Annotated in this window: 11 protein-coding genes; 4 read left to right on the top strand and 7 right to left on the bottom strand. The window is 45.0% G+C overall.

Going from position 1 to position 12791, the window contains the following annotated elements; translation table 11 throughout:
* Positions 1-14 precede the first annotated feature (14 nt).
* The 3 genes from pta (at position 15) to J3U76_RS04850 (ending at position 4114) form a co-directional block, all read left to right on the top strand.
* Positions 15-2180 (top strand): phosphate acetyltransferase, encoded by a 2166-nt coding sequence (gene pta, locus J3U76_RS04840; RefSeq protein WP_208004712.1) that lies wholly within the window; start codon positions 15-17, stop codon positions 2178-2180.
* A 260-nt stretch (positions 2181-2440) separates the two neighbouring features.
* Positions 2441-2941, top strand: coding sequence for a thiol peroxidase (tpx, locus tag J3U76_RS04845; protein ID WP_208004713.1), 501 nt, complete (start codon positions 2441-2443; stop codon positions 2939-2941).
* A gap of 282 nt (positions 2942-3223) precedes the next feature.
* Positions 3224-4114, top strand: coding sequence for a TIGR01777 family oxidoreductase (locus J3U76_RS04850; protein ID WP_208004714.1), 891 nt, complete (start codon positions 3224-3226; stop codon positions 4112-4114).
* Between the two features lie 133 nt (positions 4115-4247).
* Here the strand turns inward: J3U76_RS04850 and J3U76_RS04855 are convergent, their stop codons facing one another.
* From J3U76_RS04855 to J3U76_RS04875, 5 genes are all read right to left on the bottom strand, one after another.
* The gene (locus J3U76_RS04855; protein WP_243454073.1) at positions 4248-5282 is read right to left on the bottom strand and encodes a YeiH family protein; all 1035 of its coding nucleotides are present in this window, start codon (positions 5280-5282) and stop codon (positions 4248-4250) included.
* Between the two features lie 12 nt (positions 5283-5294).
* The gene (locus tag J3U76_RS04860; RefSeq protein ID WP_208004715.1) at positions 5295-5786 is read right to left on the bottom strand and encodes a universal stress protein; all 492 of its coding nucleotides are present in this window, start codon (positions 5784-5786) and stop codon (positions 5295-5297) included.
* A gap of 68 nt (positions 5787-5854) precedes the next feature.
* Positions 5855-7195, bottom strand: coding sequence for a TRAP transporter large permease (locus tag J3U76_RS04865; protein WP_208004716.1), 1341 nt, complete (start codon positions 7193-7195; stop codon positions 5855-5857).
* A 2-nt stretch (positions 7196-7197) separates the two neighbouring features.
* Complete coding sequence (locus J3U76_RS04870; RefSeq protein ID WP_208004717.1) at positions 7198-7761, bottom strand: TRAP transporter small permease; 564 nt, start codon at positions 7759-7761, stop codon at positions 7198-7200.
* Positions 7762-7860: 99 nt separating this feature from the next.
* Positions 7861-8874: a TRAP transporter substrate-binding protein gene (locus J3U76_RS04875; protein ID WP_208004718.1), complete on the bottom strand. Its 1014-nt coding sequence runs from the start codon at positions 8872-8874 to the stop codon at positions 7861-7863.
* Between the two features lie 319 nt (positions 8875-9193).
* Between J3U76_RS04875 and pdxR the strand changes: the two genes are divergently transcribed.
* Complete coding sequence (gene pdxR, locus J3U76_RS04880) at positions 9194-10660, top strand: MocR-like pyridoxine biosynthesis transcription factor PdxR (protein WP_208004719.1); 1467 nt, start codon at positions 9194-9196, stop codon at positions 10658-10660.
* 6 nt (positions 10661-10666) lie between these two features.
* Here pdxR and J3U76_RS04885 read toward each other — a convergent pair whose 3' ends face one another.
* A complete protein-coding gene (locus J3U76_RS04885) occupies positions 10667-12112 on the bottom strand; it encodes an NAD(P)/FAD-dependent oxidoreductase (RefSeq protein ID WP_208004720.1) in 1446 nt (481 codons plus the stop codon).
* Positions 12113-12156: 44 nt separating this feature from the next.
* Positions 12157-12540, bottom strand: a complete 384-nt coding sequence (locus J3U76_RS04890; protein WP_208004721.1) for a nuclear transport factor 2 family protein — start codon at positions 12538-12540, stop codon at positions 12157-12159.
* Positions 12541-12791: the final 251 nt, after the last annotated feature.

Raw genomic sequence — 12791 nt, forward strand, 5'->3', positions numbered from 1 at the left:
TAAAAGAGGACTTTATGGCTAGAATAATCATGCTTATTCCCGTTAGCAGCGGTGCGGGTGCCACATCAATTAGTTTAGGCATGGTTCATGCCATGGAACGTAATGGCGTAAATGTCAGCTTTTTTAAGCCTGTGTCTCAACCAAGAACCCCTTATAAAATAAACGATCACTCCACCGCTGTGATTGCCATTGGCTCCAGTATTCACTCACCAGAGCCCTTTACTCTTAGCTATGCAGAAGGGATGATCTCACGGGGTGAGCTGGATGTATTGCTTGAGGAAATTGTGGCTTGTGTTGAAAAACACGTAACCGACAGTGACGCCGAAGTCGTGGTAGTAGAAGGCTTGACTCCCACCGATAAACATCATTTTGCTAATCGTATCAACTATGATGTAGCCAAAGCCTTAGATGCCGATATGGTGTTTATTGCCCAGCCCGGCAACGACAGCAGCCAGCAACTAAAAGAGCGTATTGAGCTGGCTTGCTCAAATTTTGGTGGTCTGACAAATAAGCAGATTGTTGGCTGCATTATTAATAAAGTGGGCGCACCTATGGACGAGCAAGGCAATACCCGCCCCGACTTGTCCGAAATGTTTAACCCCAATAACAAAATTGAGCCACACACACCTAATTTAGAAGTATTGCAAGTATTTGGCAAAACCCCGCTGCGCATTTTAGGCTATGTTCCCTGGAATACCGAGCTCGTTGCCCCGCGCGCCATTGATTTAGCGCGCCACTTAAATGCCAGCGTACTCAATGAAGGGGAAATAAGTACCCGTCGCTTACAAAGCGTGACCTTTTGTGCCCGTGACTTAAAAAATATGACGCAGCTATTTAGAGCCGACAGCCTCTTAGTTGCCTCAGGCGATCGCAGTGATGTGATCGTAGCCGTGTGTTTAGCGGCCATGAATGGCGTTAAAATAGGCGCCTTGTTGCTGAATGGCGGCTATCGCCCTGGGCCTGAGGTGATGAACTTGTGCCAACGCGCCATGGAGACCGGCTTGCCTATTTTAATGGTAGAAACCAACACTTGGCAAACCGCGGTGAACTTACAACACTTTAATATCGAAATTCCCACCGATGATCGTCAGCGCATTGGGGTGGTGCAAGATTATATGGCCAGCCATATTGATCAAAACTGGATTGAGTCGCTGAGCGCCACCTCAACCCGCAGCCGTCGCTTGAGCCCACCGGCGTTCCGTTATCAGTTAACGGAGCTGGCGCGACGCGCTAATAAGCGCATTATACTTCCTGAAGGGGAAGAGCCGCGCACCATTAAAGCCGCCATTATTTGTGTAGAGCGCAATATAGCTTACCCTGTACTACTGGGTAATAGAGAGGAAATTACTCGCGTTGCCGCACAGCAAGGAGTGGTGCTGGATGAGCGGGTCGACATTATTGAGCCTGATAATGTGCGCGAGCAGTATGTGGAACGCTTAGTTGAGTTGCGAAAAGGCAAAGGCCTCACCGATATTGTGGCCCGAGAGCAGTTAAAAGATAATGTGGTGCTAGGCACTATGATGCTAGAGCGTGATGAAGTGGACGGCCTAGTATCGGGCGCCATTAATACCACCGCCAATACCATACGCCCTCCGTTGCAACTGATTAAAACAGCACCGGGATCATCTTTAGTTTCCTCCATTTTCTTTATGCTACTGCCCGATCAGGTATTGGTTTATGGTGACTGCGCCATTAACCCCGATCCAAGTGCTGAGCAATTAGCCGACATAGCCATTCAGTCTGCAGAGTCTGCCATCGCCTTTGGCATAGAGCCTAGAGTGGCGATGATCTCTTACTCTACCGGCACATCAGGCGCAGGGGCTGAAGTGGTTAAAGTACGAGAGGCCACCCGTCTGGCACAAGAAAAGCGCCCAGACTTAGTGATTGATGGCCCACTGCAATATGATGCCGCCATTATGGAAAATGTCGCCAAGTCTAAAGCCCCCGACTCACCGGTCGCAGGCAAGGCTACTGTGTTTATTTTCCCTGATCTCAACACCGGCAATACCACCTATAAAGCGGTACAACGCTCAGCACAGTTAGTCTCTATTGGTCCCATGCTACAAGGCATGCGCAAGCCCGTTAATGACTTATCTCGTGGTGCACTAGTCGACGATATTGTTTACACCATAGCGCTCACCGCCATTCAGAGTGCGCAAATGACCGCGGCTAACAACTAGCTTAATTATCAAGCGCGCTTAGCTTCTCTGCTCTCAACAAAAACACCCAATGTGCACATTGGGTGTTTTTGTTGCGCTTTAATCGCCGTTATTACCGCGCTATTGGTGCAAACTTGGCACAAGTAAATCCCTTTATAAAAATAAAAGCCTTTTCCTTATGGTGAAAACTGGTAACGTAACACTCTCGATATACTTTTTTCACACAACCTATCAATAACCACACTGTTAGTAACCGTGGTTTACAACAAGGAGAGTCATACATGTCTACCGTTACTTTTCAGGGAAATTCTGTTGCTGTTTCAGGCCAGTTTCCACAAGCAGGCCAGGCGGCGGCTGACTTCACACTGACTGATGGCGAGTTGAACGATGTTCGTCTGGCTGATTTTAAAGGTCAAAAAGTATTGCTAAACATTTTTCCAAGCGTTGATACCGGCGTCTGTGCCACCAGTGTGCGCACTTTTAACGAAAAAGCCGCCGCTCTTTCAAATACTAAAGTACTGTGTGTTTCTATGGACTTACCTTTTGCTTTTGGTCGCTTTTGTGGCGCAGAAGGCATTGAAAACGTACAAGCCGCCTCTGCTTTTCGTCATGCTGCATTCTTGAATGCTTATGGCGTTGCGCTAAGTGACGGTCCTTTGCGTGGCCTTGCGGCCCGTGCCGTGGTTTGCATCGACGAACAAGGCCAAGTCAGCTACAGCGAGCTGGTTTCTGAAATCACAGACGAACCTGCATACGATGCGGCTATTGCAGCACTTTCATGATCCTGATGGATCCCTGCTCAGTTAGGTTTTTTGATGTGATATCAATAAGCTAGCTTTAATGTCCGAGGTAATCTACAGACTTACTCACAGTTTATGTGGATAACCTCGGCTTTTCTCCCTTCTGTACTTCTTTCTGTTAACCCTCAGCTGTTTTCCTATTGTTCGCGCTTTTCTGTTAACCTCAATACATACTGTCGATGTCAACCCTGTGGCTTCGCATATTGCTCAACAGTGAGTGGTGACATTGAATAAATGACCACTGGGTAGAAAGAGGATTGGATCATGAACATACTCATTACAGGTGGGACGGGTTTTATTGGTCAGCGTCTCATGAACCATTTACGACCCCATCATAGCGTCACTGTACTCAGCCGTACGCCTAATAAAGTACACCAGCGCTTAGGCCACGATATTAAAGCGTTAGCTTCACTTGATGAACTCGATAACCTCAACCAGTTTGATGCCGTGATTAACTTAGCAGGCGAACCCATTGCCGATAAACGCTGGAGCCCGGCCCAAAAAGAGCGGATTTGTCATAGTCGTTGGCATATTACCGAACAGCTTGTTAATAAGCTTAATGCTGGACATACACCACCCAAAGTATTGATCAGCGGATCGGCCGTTGGTTTTTATGGGCGCCAAGGCGAAGCTTTAGTAGATGAAGACTCCCACCCTCATGCAGAGTTTAGCCATGAGGTTTGCGCTAAATGGGAGCAACTGGCTGATGGTGCTGCCAGTGAACACACCCGGGTATGTCACGTGCGATTGGCGGTGGTAATAGGAAGTGAAGGTGGAGCCTTAAAAAAAATGCTGCCCGCTTACCGCTTAGGTTTAGGTGGCCCTATTGGTCATGGGCAACAGTATATGTCATGGATCCATATTGATGATGTGATAAGCCTGTTGTTGTTTTTATTAGAGCATGACGAATGCCAAGGCCCTTTTAATGCAAGTGCCCCAGAGCCGCTAACCAATCAGCAATTTAGCCGCACATTAGCTCGAGTATTAAACAAACCCCATTTTGCCCGCATTCCCGCTTGGACCATGCGCTTATTATTTGGCGAAATGGCCGACTTACTGCTAACCGGGCAAAGAGTCATGCCCGTACGTCTGCAAAAAGCCGGTTTTCACTTTCGCTACCCTACTCTCGAAAAAGCCCTAAAAGCCACGCTTTAATAACATAAACTACTTTTATTCACACACCATAAAAGAGTGCAAGCACACCAATAAATACAACTTTACTTAAAAATTAAGTTTATATTTATACATTAAGATAATAGATCTTAAAAGTGTACTTGCACCTTAGTTGTTATAGCTCTCCTAACCCAAAGTAAATAAAACCGAGTACAAACAAGAGTAAGAATATGGTTTCAGCGACCATTAAAATGACCGGTTTCCAGCCCACCACAGCTAACTTTTGAAACGAAGTTTTAATACCCAGTCCTGCAATGGCAGCGACCAGACACCAGCGGGATAAATCAGTCGCCATTTCGGTTGCCATAGTCGGGATCCAGCCTAGGCTGTTGATCAGCACTATCACGATAAAAGCAACAAGAAAACCTGGTAACATTGGAACTTTACCATTACTTCCTTCTGCACGACTCTTACGGAATAAAAATATAAACATCACGACTGCCGGCACCAGCATAGCAACCCGCAATAGTTTAACTAAGGTAGCAACAGATCCCGTATCTTCAGAAATCATATAGCCAGCACCCACTACCTGAGCAACATCGTGAATCGTTCCCCCTAAAAAAACGCCCGCTTCGTTATCACTTAACCCCAGTAGACTAACGAGTAATGGATAGACAATCATCGCCACAGTGGACAAGGTCGTCACCGCCACTACCGTCATAATTGTATTACGCTCGTGGGTTTCATGGCGTGGCATCACAGCAGACAGAGCCAATGCCGCTGACGCTCCACAAATAGCCACTGAACCTCCAGTTAGTAGTCCCATATCACGACTCAAACCTAGAATGCGTGCTAACAGTGCTCCCACGGCAATGGTTAAGGTCACGCCTGCGATCACCATAAATATTGGCGCAACCCCCAACGCGGCCACCTCATCTAGCGTGATCCGTACCCCTAACAAGGCCACGCCAAGGCGCAATATAGTGCGTGAGGTAAATTCAACACCGGCTAAACAGCGCCCTTCTTCAGTAAGAAAGTGCAATGTCATACCAAATAACAGCGCATACAGTAATGTAGGCCCACCATAATGATCCGCAATAAAGGTGGTTGCCAAAGCAATAGTGATACAGATGATGACACCAGGCATCAAGCGCTGGCCTGGTTCAATTAATCGTTTAAATGAAGACTTTGGCGTTTCAATCATAGACATATTCTTTGCCTCCTATGGCCGTGCAACAGGAACAACCACGACAGGGACTTTAGCCCGTTTGATCACATCTTTAGTGACCCTACCGGCATGAGTTGCAATATAACTGCGTTTATTGGCCGCCATCACAATCAAATTAAATTTACCAATATTGGCAAAATGAGTGATAACTGACGCGGGATCACCTTCTAAGACCGTCAAGGTTATCTCACGATCTTTCGTAGCTTCGCGCAATTGAGGGTGACGAACCCAAAAAGCCTCCAACTCCGCAGCTAACTTTTCATGAGATTGCTCGATACGCTGTTCCATGAGTGAGCCAAGCACGTCACGATCTCGTATATTCACTTTCAGGGTATTCATTACATCTTCTGTCAATGATTTAACTACGTGTAAAATATTCAGGCTAGACCCCGTAGCCAAAGCGAGATTAATGCTTTGCTCAATCACGTTGTCACAATTACCCCGCATACCGATACTGCATAAAATACGGTTAATTTTCTTCGTCATATTCATCTCCTAAGCGATATTCTGTACTGGCTGATACCGCTAACCGTGTAATTAAAGGTGCTAATAAATCAATAGCCCATAAGAGCAGGTAACCACAGTGATAATTGCGGGAAGTAAGCAATAACAAATACCGCAGTAATAGATGCAGCTGCGAACGGAAGCGCTTTCACTGATATTTCTTCTATCGAAGCTCCCCCGATTCCCGAGGCAACAAATAAATTCTCACCCAATGGCGGAGTTTGAAAGCCAATGGCTAACGAGCACACTACGACTATGCCCACATGTACCGGATCCATACCCAGCATGTACATAATAGGTAACAATACTGGAGTCAAAATCATAATCGCGGCTAAGGTTTCCATAAACATGCCGACGAAGAGCAAGAAGAAAATAATCATCGCCCAGATAGCATAAGTATTATCAGTAAAGCTAAGCATAGATTCTGCAATAATAGCCGGCACTTGATTTTCTACTAGCAAGCGACCAAAGACGGTTGCCGTAAATAAAATCAATAACACCCTACCGGTAATCCAAGTCGTCGTTTCTAGCGTTCGTAATGCTGACTTAAGCTGCAGTTCTTTATGGAGAAAAGTACCCACTATTAGCGTGTAAACAATGGCTACTATAGCTGACTCGGTAGGTGTAAAGAGTCCGGTATAAATACCGCCCAAAATAATAATGGGGGCCAACATTGACCATATTCCTTTACGCAATGCTGTCTTAATATCACTGAAAGACCAAGTATCACTCAACCCACGATAACCACATTTTCGAGAAATAACGTAATTAACGGTCAGTAAAAAACTGGCCATAACAATACCAGGTACAACACCGGCAATAAATAACTTAGGAATAGACAGTGTTTGAAAACTACCATGTAAAGCCACAGCTTCAGATGGCGGCTGTAGACCCATTCCAGAAATACCAAAAATGACCATAGGGATTGATGGAGGTATCACAACCCCTAACCCCCCAGAAGACGCCGTCACCGCAGACGCATAGCCTTTGTTGTATCCGCGCTGTGCCATAGCGGGGATCATCAGCATGCCTACAGCAGCTGTTGTGGCTGGACCTGAGCCAGAAATAGCACCGAAGAACATACATGCAAATATAGTTGCCGCTCCCAAGCCGCCGGTCATAGGTCCCGCAAACGCCTCTGCGATATCCACCAGCCGTTTCGAAATACCAGCCGCCTCCATTAGCGCCCCAGCGAGAATAAACGCGGGCAGTGCCATAAGTGGAAAAGCACCCACTGATGTAAAAGCCATTTGTACAAAAGCTAATGGATTCTCACCCAAAGTTAGATAGGTTGCCAAGGCTGCGACTGCCAAGGATACAGCAATAGGTGCACCCAGCACTAACAACAAAAAGAAGGCCCCGAAAAGAACGGGTATGAGTGTATTTTCCATGATTATTTTTCTCCCATGCCCTGATTATTAGTGTCTGTGCTTTGACTTTTAGTTATTTCATCAAGGGCTTTGGCTTCAGGATCAATAAGATCTACCTTTTTAACAAAACGAAGATAGTTATTTTGAATAATACGTAATGTCATTGCAGCAAAGGCAATAGGTAGGATTAAATAAAAATATTTCATTGGAACACCCATAGTTTGGGACTTCCAAAATAAATTCATTTTATTGAAAACGAAGTCGTAACTTAGATAGACAAAAAACGCATTAAACCCGATCCAAATAATATCTGTCAGTATCGAGCAAAATACTTCTACCCAAGGTGGTAAAAACTTAAACTGGAAAGTAACTCGATTGTGGGCGGACATTTTTGCAGCATATACTGCACCTAAATAAGCGAACCAAACAAAAGCATAGGTCGCCAGTTCATCCCCCCATGGTATCGAATAGCTGAATATATTCCTTAGTACAATTTGAAGAAATAATAAAACAACAAAAAGTACTAAGAGCAACTGACAAAGGTAGCTCTCAATATTATTGATAAACTTAAACAGATTACTTTTCATACCTGCGACCACCTAAAGAAAAGACTCTCGTAACAATTTCCAAGCCAATCAGATAGACCAGCTTGGAAAATTGAAACGATACTTGGTGAATTTTTGTAATTACTTTTCTGGTGCCGGCTCACGACCTAGAACTTTTAGCACATTATCAAGCTTGTCTTTACCACCAATGCTTTTATAAAATTTTGGCCAAATAGTAGATGCTTTGGCAATCCATTCACTTTCATTATTGGCAGGCTCGGTAATTGTCATACCATGCTCTTCTACCAAACGCTTTTTGATCACTTCTTCTTGATCTATTAGATAATCATAACTGTGATCTGTCGCAGCCTGACCGGCTTCAAGCACAGTGGCCTGCATTTCTGGACTCAGACTCTGAAACTTCCCCTCACCTATTACCAATGGCTCTAAAGAAAACACATAACAGCTATTGGTAATATATTTTTGAACCTCATAGAACTTCATGGCATCAATGGTTACATAAGGGTTATCTTGGCCATGTACTACACCTTGCTGTAATGCAGTAAAGGTTTCAGACCAAGCCATTGGGTTAGGGTTGATATCCCATGCCTGATAAGACGCAATCATGATTTCGTTTTTAGGTACTCGAATAACCATACCTTCGAGATCTTCTGGAGATGACACTGGCCTAACCGAGTTGGTTAACCTGCGACAGCCTGAGTAAGCCCACCCCACAATACGCACACCCGCATCACGAATCGTATTTTCTGTTAGCTCTTTACCCACGTCACCTTGGGTGAGTAGTTTAGCTTCTTCGGCGTCTTGAATAACATAAGGCAGTGTCAATACGCCTACAGTCGGTGAAAATGGAGTGATATTATTGATAGCCAAAATAGATAAATCAAGCATACCCATGCTTGCATTATTGAGGGTATCTTGTTCACTACCAAGTTGGCCATTAGGAAATAAATTAACGTCTATCTTACCGTCAGTACGCTTTTTAAACTCCTCAGCAAAACGTTCTCCAAGTTCATACTGGGTGCCGCCCGCAGCATCACCAATAGCCATTTTCCAAGTTTCAGCCATCGTATTGGCACTGAGTGCCAAGCAGGCCGCTGATATCATGGCTGGGAGTGCTAATTTATATGTACGCATAGTGATAAATCCTGTTCTTGTTGTTGATGTGGGAGAGTAGCTCTACTACTATCTCACCTACTCTTTCCTTAGCTCGCTTACGAAACTCATGTTAACAAATCAACCCTAAATGTTTAACTGGTGTTAACTGGCGTTAACACTTCCTTTTTACTCATTCTGGCGCTTAATCCATAGAGCCAACCAGCAACCATGTATTGGGCCAGACGTATACTGTTGCATAAATTTATCCCTTTAATCCCAGATACTTATTTTTTATCGACCTTGATCACTGTGTCATACTTGGGGACTATCACATTCAACAAAAATAGAGCCAAGCGCCATGCTCCTTTTTCATCTCGACCCTAATCTGAACGAAACCCTACAGCGTCAGTTACGCGAAAAAATAGCTAATGCTATTCTCGACGGGCAGATCCCATTGGATAAAGCACTACCTTCCAGTCGCAAACTCGCTAATGAATTAAACATTGCGCGCAACACAGTCGTTCTGGCCTATGAGCAGTTACTTGATGATGGCTATTTGATTGCAAAAAGTCGTAGTGGTTATTTCGTCAATGCTGATATTTTGCAAGGTCACGCTGAAAAACAAATACGACTTAACGATATTGATGCTAAGCCCACATCATGGGAAACACTATTAACAGTTCGCCCTTCTTTACAGCACAATATTCGCAAGCCCAAAGACTGGTACAATTACGATTACCCTTTTCTTTATGGGCAGCTTGATCCTGCATTATTTCCAACCCAGCACTGGCGCGAGTGCAGCCGAGATTCAATGAATGTGCAGGCAATACGCAGTTGGTCAGTGGATCATTTTGATGAAGATGACCCCTTACTTATTGAACAGATCCGTACTCGGCTACTACCAAGACGTGGGGTATGGGCCAAGCCAGAACAAATTCTAATTACCGTTGGCACCCAACAAGCACTGTGGATGATAGCTCAGCTATTACTCAAAGCAGACCGACGCTTTGCCATGGAAAACCCGGGTTATGTCGATATGTATAATATTGCAAGTCTGTTGACTGAAGATATTCAATTGCAGCCCGTGGACGACCAAGGAATGCAAATTGATGATTCTTTGTCTGAATGCCAGCTTGTTTATGTCACACCCAGTCACCAAAGCCCAACGACGGTGACTATGCCGCTAGAACGTCGCAGGCAACTCTTGGATTTGTCAGAAAAAGACAACTTTTTGATCATTGAAGACGACTATAACAGCGAAATAAACTACGAAAGTAACCCCACCCCTGCACTTAAAAGCTTGGACCGTCATGAACGGGTGATTTATATAGGTAGTTTGTCCAAGACTCTCGCACCAGGGCTGCGACTAGGCTATATGGTGGCACATCCAAAATTGATCAATGAAGTCCGCGCAATACGACGACTCATGTTGCGTCATCCGCCGACGAATAATCAGCGTACACTGGCATTATTTATTGAGCGTGGATATCACGATGTATTATTACGACAAATCCATCGTGCACTTAAACAACGGTGGGAGTGTATGAGTAAAGCACTGCAAACTCACCTGCCTCAGTTTAGTACGCATTCTAATATCGGAGGTACTAGTTTTTGGCTAAAAGCCCCAGCAGATCTCGATTTTCGTAAGCTGCAAGCCTTAGCTAGAAAGCAGAGTATCTTGATTGAATGTGGCGATATTCACCATTTTGATCGGTCATGTAATGAGCATTTGCGACTTGGTTTCTCTGCGATACAGACAGAAAAAATCGAGCCAGGCTTAAAGCTCTTGGCTCGATTAGTACCGCAGGCTATGCGTGAACGCTAATTCAGCTTATGGTCGCTCATCTTTATGGCTATACCATCGATACAAAACACTCTGCCCCAAGCGGCGAAACGGTGCAAAGACCTGTGATTCGACCATTTCTTTCACATTAGGGAAGGGGAGTTTAGAGTTAAAAATAGGCATACTCATGTCTATTTTTTCACCTGCTATCAGCTGTGCTAAACGTTTTCCAGCCTGTGCCGAATACATAACGCCGTTACCACCATAACCCAGTGCGTAATATACTGTTTCTCTCGGATCAGGTTGGAAAATTCGAGGCATCATATCGTGACTGACATCCACCCATCCCCACCACGAGTAGTCTATCTTTATCCCCTGCAGTAGCGGAAATTTGCGATACATGTCCCTGATCAGCATATTCTTATACTTTTCTTGCGGAGCATCGCGACCGGTAATCGCGCTGCGACTGCCAATTTGCAATCGATTATCGGGGAGCAAACGATAGTAATGGCGCAAGATACGGGTATCAGTGATCACCTGTCGCGTGTGCATATTACAAGCTGCAACCTCTTCATCGGTCAGGGGCCGTGTCACAATAGAATTAGATAACACAGGCAGCAGACGATTTTTTAACTGCGAGTGCAAACCTTGAGACGTATAACCGCCGGTTGCCATCCCCACTGAACGTGCTTTAACCACACCTCCAGGTGTAGTTAAATAATGTACTCCACTGCGTGTTTCCCAACTTTGTACCGGACTAGCGGGATGAATTTTCACCCCTAAAGCCCGCGCTTTACGATGATAGCCAAAGGCCAGCTTGCCAGCATGAATACCGATCCCCTCAGGTTCGTGCATGGCACCAGCAGCTTCTTGATCACCAAACCAATCTCGTTTAACTTCCTCCGCTCCCATCATTTGCGCATCGTAATTGAAGGTTTCACGCAGCAGTTTTGCTTCTTTTTCCAAAACGGGCATTTGTCGATCACGATGCGCTATATATAGGTGCCCACCAGGTTGTGGATCACAATCAATATCTTTGATCAAATCTTTAAACGTTGCCATGCCATCAAGACACTCTTGATGTAATTTATGTGCAATATCCAAACCATAACGGTCAATCCACTGTGAACGTTTTAACCGACCTGTTGCACACTGCGCCTGCCCACCGTTACGAGTAGAGCACCCCCAACTAGTACGATTCGCCTCCAATACCGTCGCTTTAATACCGTACTTTTCTGCTAAAAAAATAGCAGCAGTCAGCCCCGTAAAACCGGCGCCAACAATCACGACATCAGCGTCCATATCACCTTGCACCGGACCGTCATCTGCAGGAGGTTCACCCGCAGTGCCAATCCAATAAGTTGGTGCATAGTCTCGCCCCTGCCCCGGAGTCTCGCTGGTCAGCGGATCGTAAGTGGGATCATAAGACTTCAGCGGCGCGGTGCGCTGTTCAGTATCTACACCGGCTTGATTGTTCAAATCTACAGTTTCCATGACCGTTTCCCTTGATCGAGTTGCTAGGCTTTAGAGTAAATATCTCAAGCGTTAACAGGCGGGCGATTCTTACGGAAAGCATTTTTAATGGCTATTTTTCCATCGCGAAATGTTAATACATCAATCATACGAGCTTCGGTCCGCAGGCCGTCAGCTGTGGTCCCTTTATAGGTCGTTTCCATAAAGCCTTTATCACCAACCACATAGAATTCACCATCTACCCAACAGGCATCCGGCGCATTTTTCCACGCATTAGAAAGGCCTTCACGTACCGCTGCAGGCCCTACAAAGCTGGTACCTTGTAATTCTTTACCGGCCACGCCATTAAACACGCAATCCTCGGTCATCATCTCTAATAACGCATCAATATCGTGACGGTTAAGTGCATCGCCAAAGGCTTGAAGAAAAGCAACAGTAGGTTGGCTCATAATTAACTCCATTTAAAATAATTGGGTAATAACTTTCTCGTCCCATGACGTGAAAATCGAGTACGAATAAGTCTACGCCACCGTTTTTTTATTCATTAGTGCCAGTTACAACACATTGTTTGGGCCAAAAAATAACAAACTGGCAACCAAGAGCAACAACCAATGCAACATCAGAAAACAAGCAAAAAGTGAAACATAACGTTCCACTTTGAACTATTATTCTGATAAGTTAAGCTGAAGTGATTAAAATA

It is taken from the genome of Oceanisphaera pacifica (assembly GCF_017498065.1).
Lineage (GTDB): Bacteria > Pseudomonadota > Gammaproteobacteria > Enterobacterales > Aeromonadaceae > Oceanimonas > Oceanimonas pacifica.

Bases quoted from the DNA above. Each gene is read 5' to 3' on its own strand.
- J3U76_RS04855 (WP_243454073.1), bottom strand. From the start codon at position 5,282: ATGTCTATGATTGAAACGCCAAAGTCTTCATTTAAACGATTAATTGAA.
- J3U76_RS04885 (WP_208004720.1), bottom strand. From the start codon at position 12,112: ATGGAAACTGTAGATTTGAACAATCAAGCCGGTGTAGATACTGAACAG.
- pdxR (WP_208004719.1), top strand. From the start codon at position 9,194: ATGCTCCTTTTTCATCTCGACCCTAATCTGAACGAAACCCTACAGCGT.
- J3U76_RS04870 (WP_208004717.1), bottom strand. From the start codon at position 7,761: ATGAAAAGTAATCTGTTTAAGTTTATCAATAATATTGAGAGCTACCTT.
- J3U76_RS04850 (WP_208004714.1), top strand. From the start codon at position 3,224: ATGAACATACTCATTACAGGTGGGACGGGTTTTATTGGTCAGCGTCTC.
- pta (WP_208004712.1), top strand. From the start codon at position 15: ATGGCTAGAATAATCATGCTTATTCCCGTTAGCAGCGGTGCGGGTGCC.
- J3U76_RS04860 (WP_208004715.1), bottom strand. From the start codon at position 5,786: ATGACGAAGAAAATTAACCGTATTTTATGCAGTATCGGTATGCGGGGT.
- J3U76_RS04890 (WP_208004721.1), bottom strand. From the start codon at position 12,540: ATGAGCCAACCTACTGTTGCTTTTCTTCAAGCCTTTGGCGATGCACTT.
- tpx (WP_208004713.1), top strand. From the start codon at position 2,441: ATGTCTACCGTTACTTTTCAGGGAAATTCTGTTGCTGTTTCAGGCCAG.
- J3U76_RS04875 (WP_208004718.1), bottom strand. From the start codon at position 8,874: ATGCGTACATATAAATTAGCACTCCCAGCCATGATATCAGCGGCCTGC.
- J3U76_RS04865 (WP_208004716.1), bottom strand. From the start codon at position 7,195: ATGGAAAATACACTCATACCCGTTCTTTTCGGGGCCTTCTTTTTGTTG.